The sequence below is a fragment of the Amycolatopsis sp. NPDC004747 genome (assembly GCF_053601335.1).
The window spans coordinates 58,249-84,807 of the sequence record NZ_JBSGBQ010000039.1 but is presented as its reverse complement, the minus strand read 5'-3'; the positions used below and the strand labels follow the sequence as shown (position 1 = coordinate 84,807).

At 72.4% G+C, this 26,559-nt stretch carries 21 protein-coding genes; 11 read left to right on the top strand and 10 right to left on the bottom strand.

Going from position 1 to position 26,559, the window contains the following annotated elements; all coding sequences use genetic code 11:
• The first annotated feature begins 222 nt into the window (after positions 1-222).
• The 4 genes from ACWEGE_RS40405 to ACWEGE_RS40390 all read left to right on the top strand — a co-directional run bounded on the left by ACWEGE_RS40405 (position 223) and on the right by ACWEGE_RS40390 (position 5,988).
• Positions 223-3,111: a S8 family serine peptidase gene (locus ACWEGE_RS40405; protein WP_449665771.1), complete on the top strand. Its 2,889-nt coding sequence runs from the start codon at positions 223-225 to the stop codon at positions 3,109-3,111.
• Positions 3,112-3,170: 59 nt separating this feature from the next.
• On the top strand, positions 3,171-3,818 hold the full coding sequence (locus ACWEGE_RS40400; protein WP_449665770.1) for an acVLRF1 family peptidyl-tRNA hydrolase: 648 nt from the start codon (positions 3,171-3,173) through the stop codon (positions 3,816-3,818).
• Positions 3,819-3,972: 154 nt separating this feature from the next.
• Positions 3,973-5,601: an ABC-F family ATP-binding cassette domain-containing protein gene (locus tag ACWEGE_RS40395; protein ID WP_449665769.1), complete on the top strand. Its 1,629-nt coding sequence runs from the start codon at positions 3,973-3,975 to the stop codon at positions 5,599-5,601.
• Positions 5,602-5,778: 177 nt separating this feature from the next.
• A complete protein-coding gene (locus ACWEGE_RS40390; protein WP_003071237.1) occupies positions 5,779-5,988 on the top strand; it encodes a helix-turn-helix domain-containing protein in 210 nt (69 codons plus the stop codon).
• Here ACWEGE_RS40390 and ACWEGE_RS40385 read toward each other — a convergent pair.
• Together ACWEGE_RS40385 and ACWEGE_RS40380 are read right to left on the bottom strand one after the other, a co-directional pair.
• Positions 5,975-7,330 carry a glycosyltransferase 87 family protein gene (locus ACWEGE_RS40385; protein WP_449665768.1) on the bottom strand — a complete coding sequence of 452 codons (1,356 nt, stop codon included), beginning with the start codon at positions 7,328-7,330 and terminating at the stop codon, positions 5,975-5,977. The genes ACWEGE_RS40390 and ACWEGE_RS40385 overlap by 14 nt on opposite strands.
• A 32-nt stretch (positions 7,331-7,362) precedes the next feature.
• A complete protein-coding gene (locus ACWEGE_RS40380) occupies positions 7,363-8,217 on the bottom strand; it encodes an LLM class flavin-dependent oxidoreductase (RefSeq protein WP_449665767.1) in 855 nt (284 codons plus the stop codon).
• Between the two features lie 72 nt (positions 8,218-8,289).
• Between ACWEGE_RS40380 and ACWEGE_RS40375 the strand changes: the two genes are divergently transcribed.
• The gene (locus ACWEGE_RS40375) at positions 8,290-8,721 is read left to right on the top strand and encodes a MarR family winged helix-turn-helix transcriptional regulator (RefSeq protein WP_449665766.1); all 432 of its coding nucleotides are present in this window, start codon (positions 8,290-8,292) and stop codon (positions 8,719-8,721) included.
• Positions 8,722-8,819: 98 nt separating this feature from the next.
• Positions 8,820-10,691, top strand: coding sequence for an ABC transporter ATP-binding protein (locus ACWEGE_RS40370; protein WP_449665765.1), 1,872 nt, complete (start codon positions 8,820-8,822; stop codon positions 10,689-10,691).
• 144 nt (positions 10,692-10,835) lie between these two features.
• On the opposite strand, the gene ACWEGE_RS40365 is transcribed toward ACWEGE_RS40370, so the two are convergent.
• Positions 10,836-11,996, bottom strand: coding sequence for a serine hydrolase domain-containing protein (locus ACWEGE_RS40365; RefSeq protein WP_449665764.1), 1,161 nt, complete (start codon positions 11,994-11,996; stop codon positions 10,836-10,838).
• A 108-nt stretch (positions 11,997-12,104) separates the two neighbouring features.
• Entirely contained in the window at positions 12,105-12,833 is a 729-nt protein-coding gene (locus tag ACWEGE_RS40360) for an SIS domain-containing protein (protein ID WP_449665763.1), read from the bottom strand.
• Between the two features lie 117 nt (positions 12,834-12,950).
• Here ACWEGE_RS40360 and ACWEGE_RS40355 point away from each other — a divergent pair, with 117 nt between their 5' ends.
• The 4 genes from ACWEGE_RS40355 (at position 12,951) to ACWEGE_RS40340 (ending at position 16,844) form a co-directional block, all read left to right on the top strand.
• Entirely contained in the window at positions 12,951-13,643 is a 693-nt protein-coding gene (locus ACWEGE_RS40355; protein WP_449665762.1) for an alpha/beta hydrolase, read from the top strand.
• A gap of 94 nt (positions 13,644-13,737) precedes the next feature.
• Positions 13,738-14,982, top strand: a complete 1,245-nt coding sequence (locus ACWEGE_RS40350; protein ID WP_449665761.1) for a class I SAM-dependent methyltransferase — start codon at positions 13,738-13,740, stop codon at positions 14,980-14,982.
• A gap of 90 nt (positions 14,983-15,072) precedes the next feature.
• Complete coding sequence (locus ACWEGE_RS40345) at positions 15,073-16,275, top strand: LCP family protein (RefSeq protein ID WP_449665760.1); 1,203 nt, start codon at positions 15,073-15,075, stop codon at positions 16,273-16,275.
• Positions 16,276-16,313: 38 nt separating this feature from the next.
• Positions 16,314-16,844, top strand: coding sequence for a GNAT family N-acetyltransferase (locus tag ACWEGE_RS40340; protein ID WP_449665759.1), 531 nt, complete (start codon positions 16,314-16,316; stop codon positions 16,842-16,844).
• On the opposite strand, the gene ACWEGE_RS40335 is transcribed toward ACWEGE_RS40340, so the two are convergent.
• The 4 genes from ACWEGE_RS40335 to ACWEGE_RS40320 all read right to left on the bottom strand — a co-directional run bounded on the left by ACWEGE_RS40335 (position 16,841) and on the right by ACWEGE_RS40320 (position 21,998).
• Entirely contained in the window at positions 16,841-17,302 is a 462-nt protein-coding gene (locus ACWEGE_RS40335) for a peroxiredoxin (RefSeq protein ID WP_449665758.1), read from the bottom strand. The two genes, ACWEGE_RS40340 and ACWEGE_RS40335, sit on opposite strands and share 4 nt — an antisense overlap.
• A 188-nt stretch (positions 17,303-17,490) precedes the next feature.
• Positions 17,491-19,308: a putative bifunctional diguanylate cyclase/phosphodiesterase gene (locus tag ACWEGE_RS40330; RefSeq protein WP_449665782.1), complete on the bottom strand. Its 1,818-nt coding sequence runs from the start codon at positions 19,306-19,308 to the stop codon at positions 17,491-17,493.
• 237 nt (positions 19,309-19,545) lie between these two features.
• The gene (locus ACWEGE_RS40325) at positions 19,546-21,012 is read right to left on the bottom strand and encodes a cytochrome P450 (protein WP_449665781.1); all 1,467 of its coding nucleotides are present in this window, start codon (positions 21,010-21,012) and stop codon (positions 19,546-19,548) included.
• Positions 21,013-21,029: 17 nt separating this feature from the next.
• On the bottom strand, positions 21,030-21,998 hold the full coding sequence (locus tag ACWEGE_RS40320; protein ID WP_449665757.1) for an AraC family transcriptional regulator: 969 nt from the start codon (positions 21,996-21,998) through the stop codon (positions 21,030-21,032).
• Positions 21,999-22,080: 82 nt separating this feature from the next.
• Between ACWEGE_RS40320 and ACWEGE_RS40315 the strand changes: the two genes are divergently transcribed.
• Positions 22,081-22,485 carry a pyridoxamine 5'-phosphate oxidase family protein gene (locus ACWEGE_RS40315; RefSeq protein WP_449665756.1) on the top strand — a complete coding sequence of 135 codons (405 nt, stop codon included), beginning with the start codon at positions 22,081-22,083 and terminating at the stop codon, positions 22,483-22,485.
• Between the two features lie 15 nt (positions 22,486-22,500).
• Here ACWEGE_RS40315 and ACWEGE_RS40310 read toward each other — a convergent pair whose 3' ends face one another.
• Together ACWEGE_RS40310 and ACWEGE_RS40305 are read right to left on the bottom strand one after the other, a co-directional pair.
• Positions 22,501-22,995, bottom strand: coding sequence for a hypothetical protein (locus ACWEGE_RS40310; protein ID WP_449665755.1), 495 nt, complete (start codon positions 22,993-22,995; stop codon positions 22,501-22,503).
• A gap of 8 nt (positions 22,996-23,003) precedes the next feature.
• Complete coding sequence (locus tag ACWEGE_RS40305; protein ID WP_449665754.1) at positions 23,004-26,534, bottom strand: hypothetical protein; 3,531 nt, start codon at positions 26,532-26,534, stop codon at positions 23,004-23,006.
• Between the last annotated feature and the right edge of the window lie 25 nt (positions 26,535-26,559).

Below are 26,559 nucleotides of genomic sequence, written 5' to 3'. Positions count from 1 at the left end.
GTGACCGGTTCGCCGCTGCGCTGAACGGCCTACATCATCCGGCCTGTTCGGGAAATTATCCGTCCTTTGTCACTCGAACGGCTGATGTTTACGGAGAACTCGCGGTACTTAGCTGGATCCAGCCGGTGATCACCGGCGTCGGTCAGCGTGAGTCGGGGCACGCGCCTGGAGAATCGGAGGGCGCGCATGCGTCGTACCCGTTCCACGAGATCGAGATCCACCGTGTTCACCGCCGGAGCCGCAGCGCTGCTCGCCGCGCTCGGCCTGGTTTCCCCGCCCGTTGCGGGGGCCGCACCCGCGTCCGCACCGGACGCGTTCAGTGAAACCGCTCAGCAGCAGATCGCCGCCCTGCAGGCGGTCAAGGCGGGCCGCACCGCCGCCGAGTCCAAAGTAGACAGCAAGCTGCTCGTCGCCGCGAAGGGCGTGGGGAAGCAGCTGAACGCACTGCAGTCTGGGGCCACCGTCTCCGCGGCCGGGACCGTCCTGGTCGACATCCGCGCGAGCAAGGTCTCGCCGGACCTCCTCGCCGGGCTCACCAAGGCCGGGGCCGGCATCCGCGCGGTGTCCGACCGCTACGGCAGCGTGCGCGCCGAAGTGCCGCTCGGCAAGGTCGCCGAGATCGCCGGGCGCGACGACGTCAAGCGCGTCGAACAGGCCGACGAGGCGATGACCGCCCGGGAACTGGCCACGCCGGCGACGACGCCGGGCAAGTCCGAGACCAAGACCGAAACCAAGCAGCAGAAGGCCGATCGCATCGCCGGTGAGCTGCAGAAGGCCATGGCCGCCAAGACCCAGCGAAGCGCCGTCGATGCCGCGCCGCTGGTCAGCGAAGGCGACCGGGCGCACAACGCCGACCTCGCCCGCCAGCAGTTCGGCGTCACCGGCGTCGGCGTCAAGGCGTGCGCGCTGTCCGACGGCGTCGACTCCCTGGCCGCTTCGCAGGCCAAGGGCGAACTCCCGCCGGACGTCGACGTCATCGCCGGCCAGGAGGGCGACGGCGACGAGGGCACCGCGATGCTCGAGATCATCCACGACCTCGCGCCCCGCGCCGCGCTCGGCTTCGCCTCGGCGTTCAACTCCGACGCCAGCTTCGCGGACAACATCCGCAAGCTGCGCTTCGAGAAGCACTGCGACGTCATCGTCGACGACGTCATCTACTTCAAGGAATCGCCGTTCCAGGACTGGATCATCGCCCAGGCCGTGAACGACGTGACCGCCGACGGCGCGCTGTACTTCTCCTCCGCGGGCAACGAAGGCAACGTCGCCAGCGGGACCGCCGGGCACTGGGAAGGCGACTTCGTCGACTCCGGCAAGTCGGTCGGCAAGTTCGCCGGCACCGCGCACAACTTCGCCGGCGCGGCGGGCAACCAGATCTACGAGCCGATCTCGAACGCGTCCTCGGCCGGCGTGCCGGTGACGCTGCACTGGTCGGACCCGCTCGGCGCGTCCGCGAACGACTACGACCTCTACCTGCTCAACTCCGCGGGCGCGGTCGTCAGCTTCAGCCAGGACGTCCAGACCGGCACCCAGGACCCGTACGAGCGCGTCACGACGCCGGCCTTCGGCGGGACCGGGCTGCGCCTGGCCATCGTGAAGTTCTCGGGCCAGAACCGCTACCTGTCGCTTTCGGCGCTGCGCGGCCGGTTCTCCGACTCGGCCGACGGGCTCAAGGCCTACAACACCCCGGGCGTGACGGTCGGCCACTCGGCCGCGCGGAACGCCTTCAGCGTCGCGGCCGCCCCGGCGGCCAAGGCGTTCGGCCGGGCCCTCGAACCGGGCGACCCGGCCAACCCGGCGGGCCCGTACCCGGGCGCGTTCAGCGGCGCCACCAAGGCCGAGCGGTTCACCTCCGACGGTCCGCGCCGCGTGTTCTACGAGGCGAACGGCACGCCGATCACCCCGGGCAACGTGTCTTCGACCGGCGGCGAGGTCCGGAACAAGCCGGAGATCACCGCGGCCGACGGCGTGCAGACCAGCGTGTCCGGGTTCAACCCGTTCTTCGGCACCTCGGCCGCCGCCCCGCACGCGGCCGCCATCGCCGCGCTCGTGCTGTCCGGCAACCCCGGCCTGCCGCCCGCGGAGGTGCGCGAAGCGCTGATCAACACCGCGATCGACATCGAAACCCCGGGCCGGGACAACTTCACCGGCGCCGGCGTCATCCTCGCGGACAAGGTGCTGGCCTACACCGGCGCCAGCCCGCAGCCGCTCGCGGTGGCCAAGCAGCCGACGGTCACCCCGGCCGACGGCGGCTCGGCGCTCGACCCGGGCGACACCGCCAAGGTGACGCTGCCGGTGACCAACGACGGTGACGGCACCGCGGTGTCCACCAGCGTCGTGCTCACCAGCCCGACGCCGGGTGTCACGGTGGCGCCGCGGTCGAAGTCCTACGGCACCATCAGCCCGGGACAGACCGGCGTCAACGACTTCACCATCACCGTCCCGGCGAGCCAGCAGCTCGGCGCGCCGGTGGTGCTGAACGCCCGCGTCAGCTTCGCGGGGGCGCACTCGCCGACGACGACGTCGTTCTCGCTGCCGGTCGGCACCCCGTCGCCGGTGGCGCAGGACTTCGCCTACACCGGCGCGCCGGTGGACATCCCGGACAACAGCCCGGTCGGCGCGTCGGTGACCATCCCGGTCACCGGGGTCGGCCGCGCGTCCAAGGTGTCCTTCTCCGTGGACGGCACCACGTGCAGCACCGACCCGACCTCGACGGCGGTGGGGCTCAACCACTCCTACGTCGGTGACCTGGTCGGCACGCTGACCGCGCCCTCGGGCGCGAAGGCCACGGTGTTCCAGCGCAACGGCGGTTCGGGCAAGAACCTGTGCAAGGTCGTCTTCGCCGACAACGCGGCCACCGCGTTCAGCACGGTGACTTCGGCCAACGCGCCGTTCACCGGCAGCTGGCGGCCGACGCAGGCCCTGACCGGCAACCTCGCCGGCGCGGTCGTCGACGGCACGTGGACGTTCGCGGTGGTCGACGCGGCCGGCGGCGACGCCGGGTCGATCCGCTCGGTCGCCCTGCACATCAACGGGTTCGTGCAGCCCACGGCGGCCGGAGCGCCGTCGAACGTCCGGGGCGTGACCAACAACGGCCCGGTGCACCCGCTGTAACCGGACACGATCGATACGGGGCCGTCGCGGCGATCGCGGCGGCCCCGTACCGTTTCCCCGTGAAGCCGAAGGAAGCCGCGGGCGGCGGCCGCACCGTCGAGGTGCCGCCCGAGCGGCTGGCGGGGTTCTTCGCCCGGTTCGCCGAGCGGCACGGCGGCATCACCGCCACCGGCGCGGCACCGGACCGGGTGAGCGTGACCGCGGCCGACGGCACCACCGCGACCGCCGCCGTCCCGTTCGGGCCGCTCACCGAGCCGTCCGTCGACGCGCTCGTCGCCCACGCGCTCCGGCCGCGGCGCATCGCCCTGGTGGTCGTGCGGCGCGGCGGGCACAGCGTCGGCATCGCGCGGGGCGGCCGGATCGAAGTCTCGCGCACCGACCGGCACCTCGTGCAGGGCCGCTCGGCGGCCGGTGGCTGGTCGCAGCAGCGCTTCGCCCGGCGTCGCGCGGGGCAGGCCCGGCACGCGCTCCAGGACGCGGCGAAGGACGTCTTCGAAGTGCTGGTCCCGCGGCTGTCCGAAGTGGACGCCGTCGTGCTCGGCGGCGATCGGCGGGCCCTCGACGAGCTGCGCGCCGACCGGCGGCTGGCGCCGCTGTTCGAGCGCGCCGAGCCGCGGGTGCTGGACGTCGGCGAACCGAGCCGGGCCGTGCTCGAGGAGGCCGCCGTCCGCGCGCTGTCCGTGCAGGTCACGCTGCGCGACGGGTGAGACCGCACACGTTGCGGAAAATCCGGTGGACCCCGACCCGTACACTGGGTTCCGTGGATATCCAGCTGGAGTGACGCCGCGGCCCGAGCGGGCCGCCTGCTGCTGTCCTTCGAAGCGCTGTCCTCCGTACGCCCCCTTTCCACGGGAGTTCCCCTTGATCACGGCCACCGGCCTTGAGCTGCGCGCTGGTTCGCGCATCCTGCTCAACGGCGTCACCCTCCGCATCCAGCCCGGCGACCGCATCGGTCTCGTCGGCCGCAACGGCGCGGGCAAGACCACCTCGCTGAAGGTCCTCGCCGGCGAAGGCGAGCCGCACGCGGGCGACGTCCGCCGCACCGGCGAGCTCGGCTACCTGCCGCAGGACCCGCGCGAGGGCGACCTGTCGGTCACGGCGAAGGACCGCGTGCTCTCCGCGCGTGGTCTGGACAAGCTGATGCGCGACATGGAAAAGGCGCAGGCCTCCATGGCCGAGCTCGTCGACGAAGCCGCGCGCGACAAGGCCATCAACCGCTACGCCCGGCTCGAAGAGCGCTTCGCCTCCCTCGGCGGGTACGCCGCGGAGAGCGAAGCCGCGCGGATCTGCTCCAACCTGGGCCTCGCGGACCGCGTCCTGGCGCAGACGTTGCAGACGCTCTCCGGTGGCCAGCGCCGCCGCGTCGAGCTGGCGCGGATCCTGTTCGCCGCGGCCGAAGCCGGCGCCGGCGGCAAGTCCGAGACGATCCTGCTGCTCGACGAGCCGACCAACCACCTCGACGCCGACTCCATCAACTGGCTGCGCGGCTTCCTCAAGCAGCACGACGGCGGCCTGGTCGTGATCAGCCACGACGTCGAGCTGCTGGCCGACGTGGTCAACAAGGTCTGGTTCCTCGACGCCACCCGCGGCGAGCTGGACCTCTACAACATGGGCTGGCAGCGCTACCTCGACGCGCGCGCCACCGACGAGAAGCGCCGCCGCCGTGAGCGCGCCAACGCCGAGAAGAAGGCGTCGGCACTGCAGCAGCAGGCCGCGAAGCTCGGCGCGAAGGCCACGAAGGCCGTGGCGGCCAAGAACATGGCCCGCCGCGCCGAGCAGATGCTGTCTTCGCTCGAAGACACCCGCCAGGCCGACAAGGTCGCCCGGATCAAGTTCCCCGAGCCCGCGCCCTGCGGCCGCACCCCGCTCACCGCGGAGGGCCTCTCGAAGTCGTACGGCTCACTGGAAATCTTCACCGGCGTCGATCTCGCCATCGACCGCGGTTCGAAGGTTGTCGTACTCGGGCTGAACGGTGCGGGAAAGACGACTTTGCTCCGGCTGCTCGGCGGAATGGAAACCCAGGACACCGGATCCGTCGTTCCGGGTCACGGATTGCGTTTGGGCTATTACGCACAGGAACACGAAACTCTTGATCATGACGCGTCGGTGTGGGAAAACATCCGACATCTCGCTCCGGACACCGGCGCGCAGGAGTTGCGGAACCTGCTCGGCTCGTTCCTCTTCACCGGCGAACAACTCGACCAGCCGGCCGGCACGCTTTCCGGCGGCGAGAAGACCCGGCTCGCGCTGGCGGGCCTGGTCTCCAGTGCTGCCAACGTGTTGCTGCTCGACGAGCCGACGAACAACCTCGATCCGGCCAGCCGGGCCCAGGTCCTGGACGCCTTGCGCAGCTTCGCCGGTGCCGTCGTCCTGGTGACGCACGACCCGGGCGCGGTCGAGGCGCTCGAGCCCGAGCGGGTCATCCTGCTGCCCGACGGAACCGAGGACCACTGGTCGGCGGACTACCTCGAACTTGTCCAGCTTGCGTGAGGGTGCGTCCATTCGGGTGCAAGATCACTCGCCGTAGAGCACTGGAATGGCCCAATGTGATCGCAATTTCGGCTGTTTCGCGTCTGTCGTCTGGCATTCCGGCGCTCAGTGTTCGATCATTGCCCCGGCAGGGGCCGATATGTGGCCCAGAACACTCTCGGCGGGAAGGCGATCGACGTGGCTGATCTCAAGAAAGGCGCGCGGATCACCGGCAACACGCGCGACAAGCTGGCCGCTGACCTGAAGAAGAAATACGAGAAGGGCTCGAGCATCCGGGCCCTGGCGGAGTCGACGGGGCGGTCCTACGGCTTCGTGCACCGGGTGCTGTCGGAGTCCGGGGTCCAGCTGCGGGGGCGCGGCGGGGCCACCAGGGTCAAGAAGAAGTAGAAGTCGCGGACTGCTGCGCGGGGGGCGCAGCGGGAACTTCGGCCACGCGGAACGCCAGGTGGGCCCCGAGCAGGACCAGCGGGTACACCAGGTAGCCGTACCGGGTGGCCGGGGTGAGCAGGATCAACGCGCCGAGTCCGACGGCGATGCGCAGCAGTGCGCCGGAGCCGTTCGCGGGGGGCCGGCGCACCAGCCACACGACCATCGCCACGGCCGCGGCGCCGACGAGCACGAAGGCCGCCACCTGACCGAACGGGCCGGTCTCGGCGATCAGGTGGCCCGGCAACGGGCTGGCCGCGGGCGAGCGCACGGCGCCCATGCCGAGCGGGAACCGGAAGACGTGCTCGACGAACGCCGCCGGATCCACCAGGTACACCGGCAGGTGCAGGGCGGCCGTCGTCGCCACCAGCGCCGCCGCGAACCGGCCCAGTGCCGCCCAGTCGAGCCCGTTCCCCCGGCGTACCAGCACGAGGACGGCGAGCACCGCGGCGGCGGGCGCGACGATGAGCTTCGCGCTGACGACCAGCGCCAGCACCAGGCCCGACCAGGCGACCCGCCCGGTGGCCGCGAGCGCGCAGCTGAGCACCAGCAGGGCCACGATGGCCAGGTCCGGGCCGGCCACGGCCCAGGTGAGCGCGGTGAGCGGGCAGGCCAGCGCGAGCTGCGCGGCGCCGACCGGCACCCGGGGCCACTTCAGCAGCTTCAGCGTGCCGAGCACGCACGCGCAGGCGGCCAGCGCGAACATCCAGCGGGCGTCGGTGAGCGCGTCGGTCAGCGGCGTGCCGCCGAACAGCGCCCGCGGCAGGCCGAAGACCGCCATCACCGGGCCGTAGGGCGTGTAATCGTTTACCACGGGCGCCCGGCCGAGTGCGGTGACGTTGACGTACGGGGTTCCGTGGTGCAGCAGCAGATCCGCGGACCGCTCGATCACCCAGACCTCGGGCTGGGCGGCCCAGGAGAACGGCGTGATCAGCCAGTCCACGCCGGTCAGGCGGCGGATCACGAGAAGCGCCAACGGGAGGATCATCGCCAACAGCGCGACCGCGGCGACGCCGCACCAGCGTGAGCCGGCTACGCCACGCGGCGTACGGCCGCCGCGTGCGGACCACAGCAGGTATGCGCTGTGCGCCGCAGCGAAGCCGTACGCGACCGTCGCGAAGTTGCCCCAGACGCGGTAACCGTAGAACTCCGACACCAGCGCGGTCGGCAGCGCGAAAGCCAGGCAGGCCAGGTAAAACCCCAGGTCCCAGCGCAGGGGCGCGGTCTCTTCGGGGCGCGACGGTGCCGTGAAGAGCCGGGCCGCGCGACGCCGTGCGGGCGCCTGGCCCACCTCCGTTTCCACGTCGCCAGGCTACCGAGGACCCGCGGCCCGGCTCAGCCGACGTCCCGCAGGCGGGACAGCAGCTTCGCGGCCGCTTCGGACGCCGCGACGGCGTCTTCGCGCCCGGCGGGCATCAGCACCAGCTCGGTGAAGCCGGCGTCGACGTAGCTCTGCGTGAGACGCAGGGCGCTTTCCGCATCGGACGGCAGTCGGAACTGCACGGCCCGTCTCACGGTCGCCGGATCGCGGCCCACTGCCGCGCAATGGGCGTCGAGAATGCGCGAAAGCCGTTGCAGCTCGGGAATTGCGGTGCCTGGCAAGGCCGCGTTCAGCCAGACGTCGGCGTGTTCGGCCACCACCCGCAGACCGCGCTTTTCGCCGCTGCTGCCCAGCCACAGCGGGGGTTTCGGCCGTTGCACCGGCTTCGGGTCGCTGATCGCGCCGGTGAGCGTGTAATGGCGGCCGCGGTAGCCGGTTTCCGGCCGGGTCCACAGCAGACGGAGGATTTCGCAGGTCTCGGCCAGCCGTTCGACGCGTTCGACCGGTGCCGGCGTCGGGGTGCCCATCATCGCGTCGGTCAGCGCGTCGCCGCCGGCACCGAGGCCGACGTCGAGCCGGCCGCCGGAAAGGTGGTCGACGGTGGCGGCGATCTTGGCGAACGTGCCGGGGTGCCGGTTGGTGTTGCCCGAGACCAGGCAGCCGATCCGCGTTCGCTTCGTCGCTTCCGCCATCGCGGCCAGCAGGCTCCAGCCGTCGAAGACGTCGCCGGTGCGGTCGGGGCCCATCGGGGCGAGGTGGTCGAACACCCAGCAGCCGTCGAAGCCGGCGTCGTCGGCGATCGCCCAGATCCGGCGGAGGGTGGCGATGCCGATGTGCTGCTGGGGCGGTTTGAGGCCGATCGTGGTCATGCGGTGCTCCTGATAGTCAGTCAGTCAAATCATCAGTCAAACTGACGATCAGCGTAGGTGTAGAGTCTGCTCATGTCCAGCGCGCCCCTCGCCGTCACCCAGCGGCTCGGCTACCTGCTCAAACACGCCCAGCTGCGGCTCGCCGAGCTGGCCGAGCCGCTGTATGCCCCCCTCGGCATCACCGGGCGGCAGCTCGCGCTGCTCACGCTCTTCGGGGACGGGCCGGCGCAGTCGCAGCAGGACGGCGCCGCCCGGCTCGGCGTCGACCGGACGACGATGGTCGCGCTCGTCGACGAGCTGGAGGGCAAGGGCCTGGTCCGGCGCGAGGTCGCGCCGGGGGACCGGCGCAAGCGCCTCGTGCTGCTGACGCCCGAGGGGGAGCGCGTCCGCGAGGCGGGGACCGAAGTCACGCGGCAGGCCGAGGCGCTGCTGCTGGAGCCGCTCTCCGCCGAGGACGCCGAGCGGCTGCGCGCCGCCCTGCACCGGGTTGTTCGCGTCGAGTGAACGGGCTGGGGAAGCAAACGGACGACGCGGGCGTTGTCCAGGTCATATCCGGCGAAAACCTCAGCTTTGGTAGAGGTTTCTGATCCTGGGGGTTTCCCGTGGACAACATGTGGGGGCTGTGGAGCTCGGCGATGCGCGCCGGCGACGCCCCGAAGGCGCTCACCCGCGGCACGCTGAAACGCGTCGCCCGCTTCGCCCGGCCCCACTGGCGGCGGCTGCTGGCCTTCCTCGTGCTCACCGTGGTCTCGGCGGTGCTGGCCGTGACGACACCCGTGCTGGCCGGCAAGGTGGTCGACGCGATCGTCGGCGGCCGCGACGTCACGCTCGTGGTCTGGCTCGCCGTGGTGATCGCCGCGCTGGCGATCGCGGACGCCGGGTTCGGCCTGATCGAGCGGTGGCAGTCCGCGCGCATCGGCGAGGGCATCATCTTCGACCTGCGGCGCGCGGTCTTCGAGCACGTGCAGCGCATGCCGATCGCGTTCTTCACGCGCACCCGCACCGGCGCGCTGGTTTCGCGGCTCAACAACGACGTCATCGGCGCGCAGCGGACGTTCACCGCGACGCTGTCCGGGCTGGTCACCAACGTCATCCAGCTGGCGCTGTCGCTGGCCGTCATGCTGACGCTGTCGTGGCAGGTCACCCTGATCGCGCTGGTGCTGCTGCCGATCTTCGTCGTCCCCGCGCGCCGGCTCGGCCGCCGGATGGCCGGGCTGCAGCGGGAAGCCGCGAACCTCAACGCCGGGATGACCACGCAGATGACCGAGCGGTTCTCCGCGCCGGGCGCGACGCTGGTGAAGCTGTTCGGCCGTCCGGTGCAGGAGGCGGACGACTTCGCGCTGCGGGCCGGGCGCGTGCGCGACATCGGCGTCCGGACCGCGATGCTGACCCGCTGGTTCATGACCAGCCTGACCCTCGTTTCGGCGCTGGCGCAGGCGCTCGTCTATGGCCTCGGCGGGTACCTGGCGCTGACCGGGAAGCTCGCGCCGGGCACGGTCGTCGCGCTGGCACTGCTGCTGACCCGGCTCTACGCGCCGCTGACCGCGCTGGCGAACGTCCGCGTCGACGTCATGACGGCGCTGGTGTCCTTCGAGCGGGTCTTCGAGGTGCTGGACCTCAAGCCGATGATCGAGGAGAAGCCGTCCGCGCGAGCGCTGTCTTCGTCAGGCGGGGTTTCGGTCGAGTTCTCGGACGTCCGCTTCGGGTACCCGGCGGCCGACCGGTACTCGCTGGCTTCGCTGGAGGACGTCACGACCTTGGACCACCGCGGCGGCGAAGAGGTGCTGCACGGGATCTCGTTCCGCGCCGAGCCGGGGCAGATGGTCGCGCTGGTCGGGTCGTCCGGGGCGGGGAAGTCGACGATCGCGTCGCTGCTGCCGCGGCTCTACGACGTCGACTCCGGTGCGGTGCGGCTGTCCGATGTGGACGTCCGGGAGCTGACTTTCGCTTCGCTGCGCGAAACTGTCGGGGTCGTGACGCAGGACGGGCACCTCTTCCACGACACCATCCGCGCCAACCTGGCGTACGCGCGCCCCGGCGTCACCGACGAGGAGATCTGGGAGGCCCTCGAGCGGGCGCGGCTGGGTGAGCTGGTGCATTCGCTGCCGGACGGCCTCGACACGACGGTGGGCGAGCGCGGCTACCGCCTCTCCGGCGGCGAGCGCCAGCGGCTGACGATCGCGCGTCTCCTGCTGGCCCAGCCCAAGGTCGTCATCCTCGACGAGGCGACCGCCCACCTGGACTCGGAGTCCGAGGCGGCGGTCGGCGAGGCCCTGACCCACGCCCTGGCGGGCCGCACCGCCCTGGTCATCGCCCACCGCCTCTCGACGGTCCGCGCGGCCGACCAGATCCTCGTCCTCGAACACGGCGAGATCGTCGAGCGCGGCACCCACGAGCAGCTCCTCGCCGCCGGCGGCCGCTACGCGACCCTCCACGCCACCCAGTTCGCCGACGAGGAACCCGCCATCGCCTGACCCAGCCGGACGACACGCGTACCTGGCCGGACGACACGCGTACCTGGATGGACGACACGACCGCGGCGCCGCCTCGCGCCGTGTCGTCCGCCTGGGTACGCGTGTCGTCCGTCGGTGTACGCGTGTCGTCCGGCTGGGTACGGGTCAGAGGTTGGGGAGGGATGCGTAGAGGGCGGTGACCAGGGCCATTTTGCGGGGGTCGTCGCGGATCAACGGGCCGAGCTGGTTGAGGGTGTAGCCGAAGGCGATGCCGTTTTCCGGGTCGGCTCCGCCGGTGGAGCCGCCGAGGCCGTCGTGGCCGAAGGCCGCGGGGTTGGGGCCGAAGCCGCGGGCGTCGCTGCCGAGGTAGAAGCCAAGGCCCCACTCGTTGGGGAGGCCGAGCACCGCGTCGATCTCCTTGCCCTGGCTCTCGCGCGCCCGGGCCAGGCCCGCGGGGGACAGGAGCGTGCCGTCGGCGATCGCCGCGTAGATCGTCGCGATCGCGCGGGCCGTGCCGTGGCCGTTCAGCGCCGGCATGACCGCGTGCCGCCAGGCCGGTTCGTTGGCGTCGTGGCCCTGCAGCCGCGGGTTCATCAGCGCGGCCTGGGCGACCGGGCCGGCCGCCGCGAAGGCCGTGGCCAGCGCGTTCGCCATCTCCTCGGTCATCACCGGGTCCACCAGGGTCGCGCAGCGGCCGAGGTCGGCGGAAGAGGCGAGGCCGATCGAGAAGTCCGCGCCCAGCGGCCCGGCGACCTGCTCGGCGAAGAACTCGCGGATGCCCTGCCCGGCGACCCGCCGCACGACCTCGCCGACGAGCCAGCCGTAGGCCAGCGCGTGGTAGCCGCCCGCGGACCCGGGCTCGGTCAGCGGTTCCTGCGCCGCGTAGAGCGACGTCATCAGGTCCCAGTCGTACAGCTCCTCGACCGCCACCGGCCGGTCCAGGGCGATCCCCGGCACGCCGGAGCGGTGCGAAAGCAGCCACCGCACCGGGATCCCGGACTTCCCGGCCGCGGCGAACTCCGGCCAGTACTTCGCGACCGGCGCGTCGACGTCGAGCTCGCCCGCGTCGGCCAGCCGGTGCGCGCACAGCGCGGTCATGCCCTTGGTCGTCGACCAGACGTTGGCCAGGGTGTCCGCCTGCCACGGCCGCGCGCGGTCGGGGCCGGCCCAGCCGCCCCACAGGTCCACCACCACTTCGCCGTGGCGGACGGCGGTGAACGCGGCCCCCAGTTCACCGCGGGAGCGGAAGTTCTCTTCGAAGGCCTCGCGCACCGGTTCGAAGCCGGGAGCGCATTCGCCGTGCACCGTCACCGTGGCACTGTCCATCGGACCTCCTCCGGGTGCGACCGATCCACACCGACCAGTCGGTATGTCGACGCTAGAACCGCCGGGCACGCGGCGTCAAGACGTGCCCGGCCGGTGCTATTTCACCAACTAGCGCAGGCGGGGGACGATTTCCCCGTACTTCGCCAGCAACCCGGCGTTCGCCTCGTCGCCACCCTCCACATTGGAGCTCCGCCACAGCGGGACGTCGAGGCCCTCGGCCGTTCCGCGGTCGTAGACCTCGGCCAGCACCAGGTTCCACAGGAAGGCGTTGACCACAGTGGACAGTGGTGCGGTGCGCGGCGCGTCCGGCGGGTAGCTCGCGTCACCCGGGATGACCAGCGTGTCCAGCACGACCGTGCCCTGCTCGACCAGCGTGCTCGACGACCGCCGCGGCGCCGCCGCCACGCACGCCCGCGACGTCACCGCGATCACCGCCGCCCCCCGCTTGCGCGCCTCGATGCACAGCTCGACGGGGTAGGGGTTGACGCCGGACGTCGAGAACACCACCAGCACGTCGTCCGGGCCCGGCGCGCGCTCGGCCAGCACCTCCGCGGCCAGCCCGCTGCGCCGCTCGGTCTGCGTGCTCGACACCGCGCCGTGCAGCGGGAGCAGGTCCGGGTGGTAGAGCGGGTGGACGCACGCGAGCCCGCCGGCCCGGTAGAACGTCTCGGCGACCGCGGCCAGCGAGTGCCCGGCGCCCGCGGTATAGACCAGTGCGTCCGCCCGGATCACCCCCAGCACCAGGTCCGCCGCGGCGCGCACCGCTTCGGCGTTGGCCCGCTCGACGTCCGCCAGCTGCTCGGCGACGCTGCCTGCGATGTCCGTGGCGCTCACCACACCCACCCTTCCGTCGGGGATCGGGCGCCGAATCTACCGTGCGGACCACTTCGCGCGGTGGAATAGCCGGGTGGGGGACCGAGGTTGACCCGGATGCGGGGGAACAGGAGGACGCGGGTGGTCGAGGTGGATCCGGCGGTGTCCGTGTGGCGGGCACGCGGGACGACCCGGGCGGTCGTACTGGTGCTGCACGGCGGCGCGGAGCGGGGCACGGGCCGCGTGCCGCCCTGGAAGCTGGCCTACGTCAGGATGGTCCCGATCGCGCGCGCCGTGCACCGGGCCGGTCGCAAGAGCGGCGTCGAGGTAAGGCTGGTGCGCAACCGCCGCTACGGCTGGAACGCGCCCGCCGAAGACCCGGTCGAGGACGCCCGCTGGGCCCTCGCGCGCATCCACGCCGACCACCCCGGCCTGCCGGTCGTGCTGGTCGGTCACTCGATGGGGGCACGGGTCGCGCTGCGCGTGGCCGACGACCCGGCCGTGCGCGGGGTCTGCGCGCTGGCGCCGTGGACGCCGCGGGGCGAGCCGGTCGGGGCCGTCGCGGGGCGGTCGGTGCTGATCGCGCACGGCACCCGCGACCGGATGACGAGCCCGGCGGAGTCCCACGCCTTCGCCGAACGGGCCACGGGCGTCGCCGCGCGCGTCGCCCGCTTCGAACTGGCCAACGAGGGCCACGCGATGCTGCGCCGCGCCCGGGTCTGGACCCGGCTGACCGTGGCCTTCACCCTGGACCTGCTCGCCGGCGACGACGGCGGGACGCTGCGCGGTGCCTGGGCGGCGCCGGGGCCGCAGCGGCTGCGGATACCGGCGTGAAAACGCCCCGAACAGGGCATTCGGCGAAGCGCGCCGCGGGGGTGCGGCGATTAGGATCGATCACCGGCGAACCTGGCCGGCCGGAGGGAGCACCGTGACCACTTCGAGCGCTGACCGGGCGTCGGCCCGGGACGAGACCCGGTGGCCGGGCCTGGCCACCCCACCGCACTCCGCGTTGCGCGCGCGGATCGCCGCCGCGTTGTTCCGCCGCGCCGTCCGCCCGCTCGACGTCCGGGTGACCTTCCCCGACGGCACCGTGCTCGGCGCCGGCGGCCCGGAAGCACCCGAGATGCGGATCCTGCGGCCCGAGGCGTTCTTCCACCGCCTCGGCGTCGACGCCAAGATCGGCTTCGGCGAGTCCTACATGGCCGGCGACTGGACCGCCTCCGACCTGGCCGAGGTGCTCACGCCGTTCGCCGAGCGGATGGCCACGCTCGTCCCGCCGGCGCTGCAGAAGTTCCGCCGGCTCGCCGAGCGGACGCAGCCGCCGTCCGAGGAGAACACCCTCGAGGGCGCGCGCGCCAACATCCACCGGCACTACGACCTGTCCAACGACCTGTTCGGCGCCTTCCTCGACGAATCGATGACGTACTCGTCGGCGCTGTTCGGGCTCGACGACGACCTCACCGCCGCGCAGCACCGCAAGATCGACAGCGTGCTCGACTACGCCGGGGTCCGCGAAGGCAGCGAAGTCCTCGAAATCGGCACCGGATGGGGTGAACTCGCCATCCGCGCCGCGGCCCGCGGCGCGCACGTGACGTCGCTGACCATTTCCGAGGAGCAGCGCGCGCTGGCCACCGAACGCATCGCGGCGGCCGGGTTCTCCGACCGCGTCGAAGTGAAGCTGTGCGACTACCGGGAGTCGAGCGGCAAGTACGACGCCGTGGTCAGCGTCGAGATGATCGAGGCCGTCGGCGCGTCCTACTGGCCGGAGTTCTACGGGGTGATCGGCGAGCGGCTGCGCCCGGGCGGCCGCTTCGGCCTGCAGGCCATCACCATGGATCACGACCGGATGATGGCGGCGTCGCGGGCCTACGGCTGGATCCACAAGTACATCTTCCCGGGCGGGCTGATCCCGTCGGTGCGCTCGATCGAGGAGGGCGTCAAGGCGAACACCCGGCTCAAGCTGGCCGGGATGCGCGAGTTCGGCCAGGACTACGCGCGCACGCTACGGTGGTGGCGCGAACGGTTCCTGCACCGCTGGGCCGACATCGCCGGGTTCGGGTTCGACGACGTCTTCCGCCGGATGTGGGAGTTCTACCTGGCCTACTCCGAGGCCGGGTTCCGGTCCGGGTACCTCAAGGTCCACCAGTTCGGCTACGAGGCAACCGACCGGTAACCGCAACCCGGCCCCGGTGCCGGGCGTCCTCCTTCCGAGGACGTGCGGTGTACTGGCCGCCGACAGGTTTGTCCGGATCGGGATTGGGTGATGGTGATGACGTACCGTGGCGACGACGGCGGGCGCCGGGTGCCGCCGCCCCGGCCGCCTGCCGGCCGCTCCCGGGACCGCCAGCGCGCGCAGATGATGCCGCTGCCCGGGCGGGGCCGCAGCCCGTACGACGAGCGCACCCGCCCGATGGGCACCCGCGAGCCCGAGTACGCCCCGCCGCCGCGGCAGGACCCGCCCCGCGGCGCCGCCGCGGACGACTACCCGCCGTCCCGGCCGCCGCGACGGCGCCGCTGGAGCATCGGCAAGGTCCTGGGTGCCCTGGTGCTGGTGTTCGTCGTGTTCCTCGCCGGCATCTGGGTGTACCTCGAGTTCTCGATCAAGCGGGTCGACGCGCTCGCCGACTACTCCGGCCGCCCGGTGGCCGCGTCCGGCACCAACTGGCTGATCGTCGGCTCGGACAGCCGCGAAGGCCTGACCGCGGACGACGAAGAGCGGCTCGCCACCGGCGACGTCGCCGCGGCGGGCGGCGGGCAGCGCACCGACACGATCATGATCGCGCACCTGCCGGACAACAGCACCAAGCCGACGTTGCTGTCGCTGCCGCGCGACTCGCAGGTGTCGATCCCCGGCCACGGCAAGAACAAGATCAACGCGGCGTTCTCCCTCGGCGGCCCGAAGCTGCTCGCGCAGACCGTCGAAGGCGCGACCGGGCTGCACATCGACCACTACGCGGAGATCGGCTTCGGCGGGTTCGCCAAGATCGTCGACGCGATCGGCGGGGTCGACATGTGCATCGACAAGGACATGGACGACACCATGACCGGGATCAACATCAAGGCGGGCTGCCAGTCGCTGGACGGCCGCTCGGCGCTCGGCTTCGTCCGGATGCGCCACAGTTCGGCCACCCCGCGCTCGGACCTCGACCGGGTGGCCAACCAGCGCAAGTTCATCGGTGCGCTGGTCAGCCAGATCGCCAGCCCCGGCACGCTGCTGAACCCGTTCGACTTCTTCCCGCTGCTGTCTTCGGCGCCGGACGCGCTGACCATGGACTCGGGCGACCACGTGCACAACCTCGCCGGCCTGGCGATCGCGATGCGGGGGATTTCTTCGCAGGGCGTGGTGACCGGGACGGTGCCGGTGACCAGCGGCTCGGCGGAGAACTGGGACAAGGCCAAGTCGAAGCAGCTGTTCGACGCGCTGAGGAACGACACCGAGGTCTCCGACAGCGTCATCGTGAATTAGTTCGCGCCGGGAGGTCCCGGCCGGGCACCATGAGCCGCATGGAAACCCCGGCCGAGACCTACCGCGAGGACGGCTTCACCCTGGCCCGCTGGCAGTTCACCGACGAGCCGGAACTCGTCGAGACGGTCAACGGGTCACTCGAACACCTCGGCTCGTGGATGATCTGGGCGAGCGGCGGCTACACCGCCGAGGACGGCGCGGAATTCCTGCGCACCACGCGGGAGAACTGGGCCGGCGGCGAAACGCACGACTTCGCGATCCGCGTCGACGGCTCGATCGCCGGGGCCGTCGGCGTCATGGCGCGCGAGGGCGGCGTCGAGATCGGCTACTGGCTCGCTCGCGGGTTCGTCGGCCGCGGCCTGATCACCCGGGCGGTCCGGTTGCTGACCGGGGAGGCGTTCCGCCTCGGCGCCGGGTACGTCGAGATCAAGCACGACGAGCGGAACGTCCGAAGTGGAGCGGTGCCCGCGCGCCTTGGCTTCACGCGGGTGCGCACGGAACCGGCGGAGAAGCCGCTGGCGCCGTCGTGCACGGGCACCAACCACGTCTGGCTGCTCACCCGTCCCTAGGACACCTTGTTGCGCTCCCGCAGCACCTTGAGCGCCTCGTCGGCGTGCACGGTGAAGTTCAGCTCGCTCTTGATCTTCGCGATGACCTTCCGGTCTTCGCCGATCACGAAGGTGGCCCGCTTGGTGTGCAGCGGCAACAGTTTCCGCCACACGCCGAACTGCTTCGCGACTTCACCCTCCACATCGGACAGCAGCGGGTAGTCGAAGCCGTTGGCCGCCGAGAAGGCGCGCTGCTTGGTGATGGCGTCCGGGCTGATCCCGACCCGGTGCGCCCCGACGGCGGCGAACTCGGCGGCCAGGTCGCGGAAGTGGCAGCTCTCCGCGGTGCAGCCGCCCGTCATCGCGGCCGGGTAGAAGAAGAGGACCACGGGCCCGGTGGCCAGGAAGTCCGAGAGCGTGCGCTCCTGGCCCTGGTCGTCGGGCAGCGTGAAGTCGGGGGCGAGGTCTCCGGCGTCCATGGACGTCCTTTCTCGTCGGCGGCAGCACCCATCCTGCCGGGTATTCGGAGCCGACGGGGAACCGGCTTGGTCCTCCCGCTGTTGTCCGGTCGCCAGCGCCCCAAGGCGGCCTTCGGTGCGTGAGACGCAACGAAGGCGGCCTTGGGTGCGTGAGAAGCAACCAAGGCCACATTGGGGCGCTTGGGGCCTCAGGTGCGGGGGTGGCGGTTGATCAGCTCGTCGACCTCGTCGCCGGTGGCCGAATCCGCCACGAACGGCCCCCGGGCCGCGACCACCCCGAGCTGGCGCAACCGGGTTGCCTGCTCGTGCGTGCGGACGCCCTCCGCGCCCACCTTCAGGTGCAGCTCACGTGCCCGGGTGATCAGCTGCGTCAGGTGCCGCAGGTCGGACTCCGCCGGCTCGTCGGTGTCCAGCGCGTCGACCACCGGCCCGGACAGGATCACGTGCCGCACCGGGAGGCGGTGCTGCGGGATCAGCTCCAGGTCCGCCGAGCCCGAGATCGTCAGCACCAGCTGCGCGCCCAGGTCGGCCAGCACCGCCAGGGAGTCCAGGACCTCACCGCGCGGGTCGAGCATCGATTCGCGGTCGGTGCACAGGCGCAACGCCCGCGCCGGGAGCTCGTGCTTGTCCAGCTGCTCCTTCACCAGCAGCACCAGGTCCGGGTCGATCGCCAGGCGGGCCGGGAGGCGGACGCAGACGTCCGGGGCCGCGTCGCCCAGGTGCGCGCGCCACCGGGCCGTCGCGGCCAGCGATTCGGCGAGCAGCCAGCGGCCCAGCGGCACCGTCATGCCCGTCGTCTGGGCCAGCGGGTAGAACTCCTCGGAGCCGAGCTCGCCCTTCTCCGGGTGGTTCCAGCGCAGCCCGGCGTTGACGGCGGCCAGCTCGTCCGGCCGCGCGAGCTTCACCGTCGGCTGGTAGACCAGCGAGAACTCGCCGTTCTCCAGCGCGCCGGCGATCACCGCGCCCAGCTGGTAGCGGCCGCGGTCGCGGGCGTCCAGCTCCGGGTCGAACAGCATCCACTGCGCCTTGCCGGCCTCCTTGGCCCGGTGCAGCGCGATTTCCGCCGCCCGCAGCAGTTCCGCCGCGCCGCCCTCGACGGCCGCGCGCACGACGATGCCCGCGCTCGCGCTGACGCCGATGCCGTGCCCGCCCAGGTAGATCGGCTCGTTGAGGTCTTCCAGGGCGCGCTCGACCAGCCCGACGACCTCGGTCGCGGCCAGCTCGCCCCGCAGCAGCACCGCGAAGCCGTCGCCGGAGAGCCGGGCGACGAACCCGTCGTGGTGGCCGGTGAACACCGCCGACAGCTTGTTCGCGACCCCGCGCAGCACCTGGTCGCCGACCCCGGCGCCGAGGCCGTCGTTGATCACCTTGAAGCCGTCGACGTCGAGGTAGATCAGCGCGATGTCGTCGCGGGCGCCGGCACCGAGCGCGGCCTCCAGCTTGGTGGTGAACGACGACGCGTTGGGCAGCCCGGTCAGCGGGTCGTGCACGTTCTGGTGCAGCAGCCGCTCCTGCAGCAGGTGCAGCTCGTTCGCGTCCGACACCATCAGCACCGGGTAGATCGAGCCGGGCCGGTCGCCGGGCAGCCGGGCGAGCGTGACGTCGGTCCAGAGCTGCCCGTCTTCGGTGTGGTCGAGCAGCATCCGCTCCTGGTAGCGGTCGCGCCCCGCGCGCACCTGCGCCAGGCCCGCCTCGAGCCGCGAGACGTCGTGGTCGGTCGAGCCGAGCGCGCTGATGTGCCTGCCCCGCAACCGGTCCGGCGAGCAGCCGAGCAGCTGGCCGAGCGCGAGGTTCGCCTCCACGATGTCGCCGTCGGGGTCGGCCAGCGCGATCCCCATCGGCGAGGCGGCGTACAGCGCGGTGAACCGCAGCAGGGCGCCGTCGTGCTGCGAACCGGCATGGTCGACCGCGTCGTGCGCGACCTCCAGCAGGAGCGCTTCGAGCTCCTCCGGGGGAAGCGTTACTCCTTTGGTGTCGGCCAACGTCGCCGCCCACCGGCGCGCCACGTCCAGTAGCCCTGACGCGGCACCGGGTTCAGGCACACTCCACCTCTTCACGCACAGGTATGGCCAGGTCGGACACGGTGTCGGGGATCATGAAGCCACACCAGGCAGCCTGCGCCCACGATCGATGCCACGCCATCATGTGCGTGACGGGGTGTCTACCGGCTGAACGAGTGAACGAATCTCCACAAACGGTAACTTTTCGTTACCTAGTGTATGCGGTGGTGGACAGGTGCCGGGTCACCGGGGGGTCAGCTGGACCGGCAGGCCGTCCGCGGGCACCGGCAGCGAGACGTAGTCCCAGCGCGCGGTGTAACTCTCCGGAACGGACCAGCGGTACGCCCGCAGCAGTTCGTGCATCAGCAACTTCACCTCGAGCCCGCCGAAGTGCAGCCCGATGCACTTGTGCGCGCCGCCGCCGAACGGCATCCACGCCATCCGGTGCGACTTGTCCTCGCGCCGCGGCTCGGCGAAGCGCTCCGGGTCGAACGCGAAGGGGTTCGTCCAGCACTCCGGCGCGAAGTGGTTGACGGTGGGCGAGACGCCGACCAGGGTCCCCGCCGGGATGTAGTGGCCGAGCACCTCGGTGTCCTTGACGGTCTGGCGGGTCAGCGACGGCACCGGCGCGACCAGCCGCAGCGCCTCCTTCATGACCAGGTCGAGGGTTTCGAGCTTTTCGACGGCGTCGATGTCGAGGAGGCCGTCGCCGAGGGCCAGGGACTCGGCGCGGGCGCGGTCCTGCCACTCCGGGTACTTGGCCAGGTAGTAGGCCATGGCGCTGCTGGTGATGGTCGTCGTGTCGTGCGCGGCCATCATCAGGAAGATCATGTGGTTGACGATGTCGGTGTCGGAGAACCGGTCGCCGTCCTCGGTGGTGGCCTGGCAGAGCGCGGCGAACAGGTCGTCGCCGCCCGAACGCCGTTTGGCGGGCAGGGTTTCGCCGAAGTAGCGCTCGAGGACCTTCCGCCCGTGCAGCCCGGCCGACCAGCGCCCGCCCGGCACCGGGAAGCGCACGAAGGCGGTGCCGGCCCGCACGCAGCTGACGAACGCCCGGTTGATCCGGGCGGCGTCGTCGCCGCTGCGCATGCCCATGAACACGCGGGTCGCGACGTCGAGGGTCAGCTGTTTGAGCGCCCCGTACAACCGCGTCCGCTTGCCCGGGGCCGAGGCCCAGTTCGCGACGCCTTCGCGCAGCGCCGGCCCCATTTCGCCGACGTAGCCGGCCAGCCGCGGGCGGGTGAAGGCCTCCTGCATGATCCGGCGGTGCAGGTGGTGCTCGCCGAAGTCCATCAGCATCAGGCCGCGCTCGAAGAACTTCTCGATGAAGAACTTCCAGCCCTCCTGCGAGAACGCCTTGTCCTTGTTGACCAGTGCGATCTGCGTGGCTTCCGGCCCGGACAGCGCGACGATCCGGCGGCCGAACCCGCCGGTCCACGACACCGGGCCGTAGAGCTCGTGACGGCGGAGGCCGAAGGCCGGGCCGAACCGCATCATCTCGAGCATGTGCCCGACCAACGGTGGCCCTTCGTCGCCCAGCACCGGCTTGAGGCCGCTGCCCGCGGGCGGTGCCGCGAGTTCCTCGACGGGCCAGCGCGAGGCCAGCCAGCGTTCGTCGACCTTGTGCGGGAGGGGGAGCGCGGTCAGCGCCGGAACGCGTTCGCGCAGGGCTTCGGCGGCTCGGCTCACGGTGCCCGGCAAAGAGACCAGCTCCCCATCGAGATCGGCTACCCCTCCACGATGCACCCTTGTTGACGGTCTGACAACACCTCGCCGCCCGTCCTTTCGGGTGGTCTGCGCCGGAACTCGCTGGGCGTGACGCCCCGGATCCGCTTGAACGCCGCGCTGAAGCCGAACGCGTCGGCGTACCCGACGCTGCGGGCGACCTCCGAGACGGTGGCGGTGGCCCGCTCCACCAGCAGGTCGGCGGCGAGCGCCATCCGGCGGCGGGTGAGGTAGGTCAGCGGCGGCTCGCCGACGAGCCCGGCGAACCGCTTGGCCAGTGTCGAGCGGGAAACCCCGGCGCGGCCGGCCAGTGCGCCGACCGTCCACGGCGCCGCGGGGTCGTCGTGCAGCAGCCGTAACGCGCGGCCGACCACCGGGTCCCGCTGGGCGGACCACCACGCCGGCGGCTCGCCGCCGGGCCGGTCGAACCACTCGCGCAGCGTGCAGACGAGCATCCAGTCGAGCAGCCGGTCGAGCACGACCTGCTGCCCGGGCGTGTCGGTGGCGACCTCGGCGGCGAGGTGGTCCAGGACCGCGTCCCCGGTGCCGCCACCGGCGACGCGCAGCACGACGGGCAGGGCGTCCAGCAGCGGACGGCTGACCTCGCCGCCGGCCGGGTAGGCCCCGACGATCAGCGTGGTGGGGCCGTCGCCGTCGTCGCGCCAGCCGCGCCGGTGCCGCGTCCCGCCCAGCTCGGGGGCGGCGCAGTACTCGCCGCACGCGACGGGCTCCGCGGTGGTGCCGATTTCGTCGACGAAGGTGAAGGTCCCGGGCCCGCGCACGACGACGGTGTCGTAGGCCTTCAGCGGCTCGGGTTCGCCCCGCTCCGGGACGATCCAGCCGCCGCCGGAGAGCACGGTGCACAGCGTCAGCGGAGCGCCGTCGACGAAGTGCAGGGAAAACGGCGGCGTCAGTGCCGAGCTGCCGAACAGCGAGCCGTGGGCCCGCACGCCGCGGAAGAGGTCGTCCACCGTCCCGAGGTTAGACGGATGGACAGGGATTCCGGCGTTTCACCCATGGGATCGTCCGCGCTCGGCCGGTTCAATCGAAGACATGACCACCTTGACTCCCGACGACCTCGAGTTCCTCCGCCGTCCCCTGCACGGGTTCCTGACCGTGGCGGGCGGCCGGCCCCGCCCCGTGTGGTTCGAGGCGGCCGCCGACGGCACGATCCAGCTGTTCTCGGAACCGGACGCGCCGAAGGTGCGCCGCGTCCGCCGCGACCCGCGCGCGTCGATCGTGGTCGCGGCCCCGGTGGGGGAGCGCGAGCGCTGGGTGTCGGTCGAGGGCCGGATTTCGGTGGAACCCGGCGGGGCGCACGAGCTGGCGCAGCGGCTGGCGGCCCGCTACTGGGACCTCCGCGACCCGGCCCGGGCGGCCGACGCGAAGGCGATCCTGGACACCGACCAGGTCCGGCTCGTCCTGCACCCGGAAACCGTGCAGCGGTACGCCTTCTGAGGTGCCGCCGTCCGCTCAGCGGGCCAGGGCCGCCGCCGTTTCGGCTTCGAGCGCTTCCAGGGCGCTCAGCGCTTCGGATCCCGCCGGGTCGTCGCCGGTGAGGCCGCGGAAGAACGCCAGCGCGCGGCGGCCGCAGTCGTGCAACGCCGGGAGCAGCTCGGCCGCCGGGGCGACCCATTCCGCCGCGTTCGCACCGTTCGCGCTCAGCACCGCGCTTCCGTGCAGCCGGACGTCTTCACCGGCCGGTTCGAGGTAGTACTCGCCGGGATACCGGTTGATGTAGGCGCCGAACGGCTCGCCCGCGGCGAGCTGCGCCGGGGCCTGGAAGCACAGGCTCGCCACCAGCGGGAGGAGCTCGTCTTCGACGAGGACACCCGGCGAGCCGGTGCCCGCCAGTAGGACGCGCCCGTACCAGTAGTCCTGCCCGCCGGGCAGGTCCGGGCCGGGCCCCGGCTCGGTGTCGAAGACGTCCGGCGCGGTCCGGACGCTGAACTGCGCGGTCACTGGCATGATCAACCCTATCCCACGATCTTCGCGATGGCGTCGAGCAGCGCCTTGGACAGGTGCTCGACGCCGGGGCTGCCCGGCAGCGGGAAGAACTGCCCGATGCCGGGGCTGGTGTTCGGCAGCTGGGTGCCGAACTGGACCCGGATCCCGCTCGGCAGGGTGAACCGGACCGGGCCCTTGATGGTGCCGGGCGTGACCACCGAGTTCGGCTGGCCGCCGTTCAGCACCCGCAGCGGGGTCGCCCGGCCGAGCCCGGTCGGCCCCTGGGTGATCGAGTCGATCACCCCGCCCGGGTTGTCGAGCAGGTTGACCGCGCTCTGCAGTTCGGCCTGGACGTCCGCCGCGGTGTGCCCGCTGGGCCAGAAGCTCTGGCCGCCCGCGCCGGTCTTGGCGAAGTCGTAGTGCGCGATGGTGTGCTCGTCGAGGAAGTGCACCATGTTCGAGCCGGGGTAGGACCCCATCGCCGGCCCGGGCGTGGTGGGCGCCGGCGTGCGGGCGTGGAACAGCTTGGTCAGGGTGCCGAGCCGCTGGAACTCGGTCGCGTTGCCGGCTGCCTGGCCCACCAGGTCCGCGACCTCCGAAGCCGTCCTGCCGCGGGCGACCGCGAGGTCCATCAGCTCCGCGAGCAGCGCGGCGCTCGGCTTCCCGCCGGCGTTGGCCAGCAGGGTGCGGAGCAGGCCGCCGTCGTTGGCCAGCGCGGTGAGCATCTTGTCCAGCTGCGCGATGTCGTCGGTCGCCTTGATCAGCTCGTCCAGCAGCGGCGCGTCGTTGTGCAGGCGGGTGAGCAGCCCGGTCAGCTCGGCCGGGTTCGCGGTGCCGGCCAGCAGCCTGCCGAGCATCGGCGCGTCACCGCCGGCCCCGGTGACGATGCCGAGGAGCCGGTTGACCTCGGCGACCGAGCCCGCCTTGCCGACCATGGCCCGGATCAGCGCGGCGTCGCCACCGGCCGCGGTGACGCCGCGGACCAGCTGCGCGACCTCGGCCCAGCTCGCGGTGCCGAGCAGGTCGTCCAGCAACGCGGCGTCCCGGCCGAGCGCGATCACCACGGCGCGCAGCTCCGCCACGTTCGGCGCGAGCCGCAGCAGGCGGATCAGCCGCGGTGTCTCGCCGACCAGCGTGCGCAGCTCGAGGAATTCGGTGATGTTCGCCGTCCGGCGGACGATCAGCATGATCTCCTCGATCGTGCCGATCTCCGCGACGATCGCGCGCACCGCGACGAGGTCGCCGCGCGCCCAGATCAGCAGCATCACGAACCGGGTGCCGCCGCCCGCCGACTCGACCAGGGCGCGCAGCCACCGGGCCTCGCCGAGGAACTTCAGCACCCGGCCGGGGATGAGGATCGACAGGATGTCGAACACCGAGCGGCCGACCAGCTTCCCCCGCTCGTAGTCGGACAGGTCGTCGCGCACCCACGCCTGGTAGATCCGCCAGGCGGCCATGGCGACCAGGACGATCACGCCGACGACGGCGAGCACGACCAGGATCACCTTGATCACCCCGGCCGCCGCGGCGAGGAACGCGGCCACCGCGGCGATCGCCTCGAGCAGCAGCGCGATCCCGCCGATCGCCAGGATGACCAGGGCCGCCACCACGATCACCGCGACGACGACCAGCGCGATCCACGCGAGGACCTTGACGAAGTCACCCAGTTCCTGCAGGAAGCCGACCAGGACGCCGCCGAGGAAGTGGGCCGCCCGGCTGAGCCAGCTCTCGTCCTGGATCTCGTGGGCCCGCTTGTCGATCTGCGCCCCGAGGCCGGTGACCGCCTTTTCCTGCGCCGCCAAGGTGTCGTCGACCTTCTTCGCGGCCTGGGCGCGGCCTTCGTCGAGCTGCCTGCCCCAGCCCGCGTCGGCGTCGGTGACGGCCTTGCCGAGCTCGCGGTCGGTGTCGGCGACCGCGGCGGCGATCCCGTCCGTCGCGTCCTTGGCGGCCTTGCCGATGGTGTCGTTGGTCTGGCCCATGGTGTCCGCGGCCCGGGTTTCGAAGTCGGCCGCCGCCTGCTCGACGGGCTGGGCGACCTGGGCGGTGCCGGCGGAGATCCGGCCCGCGGTGTCCGTCGCCCCGGTGCCGAACGCCTGCCCGGCCTGGGAAACCTGCGCCTGCTGCGCGCTGTCGAACTCGCCGAGGCCGGCCGCCAGCTGGGTGTCGGCCTCGGCGACGACCTGCGCGGCCGCGCTCGCCGGTGCGCCCCGCAGCGCGCCGGCCACCTGCGTGGAGAAGGTGTCCATCGTGGCGTTCGCCTCGGCGGTCTGCGCGTCGATCTGGCCGGCCGCGTTCTCCCCCTGCGTCCGCATCCCGGTCGCGCCGGCCTCGCCGAGCTGCCGCAGCGCCGGCCCGAGTTCGGCGCGTTGGCGGGTGAGGGCCTCGGTCAGCCGGTCGGCCGACCGGCGCAGGCCGTCGATGGCGTCGTCGGCGGACTTGCCGATCCCGTCGGTCGCGGTGCGCCGCTCCGCCTCGATCTTCTTGTGCCCGGCCCGGCGGGCCTCCTCGAACTTCTCGGCGTTGTCCCGGCCCTCGCGGAGGAACTTCTCGGCGAGGTCGTTGCCGTCCTTGCGGACCGCACCGGCGACCTCACGCCCGGCTTCCTCGATCTTCGCGGCCGTTTCCCCGGCCATCTCGCGGGCTTCGGCCGCGATCCGGGGTCCCCGTTCGGCCGGCTGGTACTGCTGGGCCTTCTGCTCGCCGACGGCGCGGGCCCGGCCCGCGCGCGTCCCGCATTCCCGGATCGCGCGGGCGGCCTCGTCCTCGCCGAACTTCCGGGCCGCCTGCGCGCGGGTGCCCGCGGCCTTGAGCAAGGCCGCCTTGTGCCGGTCGACCGCGGCGTCCAGGGCGGTGTTCTTCTCGCGGGCGGCGTCGCCCACCTCGGCGAGCTTGGTCCGGCGCTGGGCGTTGATCCCGTCCCGGGCACTGGCGAACCCGGTGCGGACGCGATCCAGCGCGGCGTCCAGGGTGCCCAGCACCGAGTCCTGCTCCGTCCGGGCCGCGGCCCGGATCACCTGGCCTGCCGCCGCCGCGGCCGTGCGGACCTGCGCCTGCCGGGCGGCCGCCGCGTCGCCGACGGCGATCCGCCGGGCGGCGACCCGGCCGTCGAGCTCGCCGTTCCCGGTGGCGGCCTGCGGTGCCGCACCCGTCTCCGGTGCCGGGACCGGCCCCGGCGGCTCGGTCGTGGTGACGGCGGCCTGCGGGGCGGTTGGCGCGGCGGGACCCGGGGGAGGGGCGGCCGGTGGCGGAGGGGCGGCCGGGGCCGCGGTGGCCACCCCGCCCTGGCCGGGTGCCGGTGCCGGCGCCGGTTCTTCCTGCCGCTGCACGCTGACGTGCTCCCCGCCGCCGGGCGCGACGGGCCGGAGCAGCTTGGCCACGGCGCTCTGGCCGGCCGCGCTCTGCAGGGCGAGGATCGCGCGAGGACTGCTGGGCACGCGGGGACGTCCGGACCGGTCGGGACCGGTCACCGGCACCGGACCCGCCGGATCGGCGGTCCGGGCCCGGGCGGGCCCGGAGCCGGCCGGTTCGCCGGTCTCCGCTTCGGCTTGGTCCCGGCGCACCGGTCCATCGTGCCCCGCCGCCGGC